Annotated in this window: 3 protein-coding genes; all 3 read right to left on the bottom strand. The window is 52.9% G+C overall.

Annotated elements, in window-relative coordinates:
* On the bottom strand, nt 1–99 hold a 99-nt coding region (gene rpsQ / locus JWG43_RS18205; RefSeq protein WP_205244346.1), incomplete at its 3' end, for a 30S ribosomal protein S17.
* Complete coding sequence (gene rpmC / locus JWG43_RS18200; RefSeq protein ID WP_005307965.1) at nt 99–290, bottom strand: 50S ribosomal protein L29; 192 nt, start codon at nt 288–290, stop codon at nt 99–101. The genes rpsQ and rpmC, both read right to left, overlap by 1 nt.
* A partial coding sequence (locus JWG43_RS18195) for a ribosomal protein L16 (protein ID WP_205244345.1) occupies nt 290–454 on the bottom strand: 165 nt, incomplete at its 5' end. The genes rpmC and JWG43_RS18195, both read right to left, overlap by 1 nt.

Here is a 454-nt window from a genome sequence, read left to right as displayed (position 1 = left end):
GATCGGGTGCTTTACCTTGCGCTCGATAGCGACGGTGATGGACTTGTCCATCTTGTCGCTAATTACACGACCTTGCAGAGTACGGATCTTGTCAGTCATTACGCACCTGCCTTCTCAGTCAGTACAGTCTTGATACGTGCGACGTCACGACGCACTTGTTTCAGAGTGTGAGTCTGAGCCAGTTGGCCGGTGGAAGCTTGCATGCGCATGTTGAATTGCTCACGCAGCAGACCCAGCAGCTCCTGGTTCAATTCTTCGACGCTCTTTTGACGCAGATCTTGGGCTTTCATCACATCACCGTCTTAATTACGAAAGTGGTCTGAACGGACAGCTTAGCTGCGGCCAGGGCAAACGCTTCACGCGCCAGAGCCTCAGGTACACCATCCATCTCGTACAGAACCTTGCCAGGCTGGATCGGGCAGACCCAATATTCCACGTTACCCTTACCTTTACC

Source organism: Desulfobulbus alkaliphilus (assembly GCF_016918545.1).
GTDB lineage: Bacteria > Desulfobacterota > Desulfobulbia > Desulfobulbales > Desulfobulbaceae > Desulfobulbus > Desulfobulbus alkaliphilus.
The sequence above is the reverse complement of the archived record's forward strand: the minus strand, read 5'-3'. Positions and strand labels throughout refer to the sequence as shown.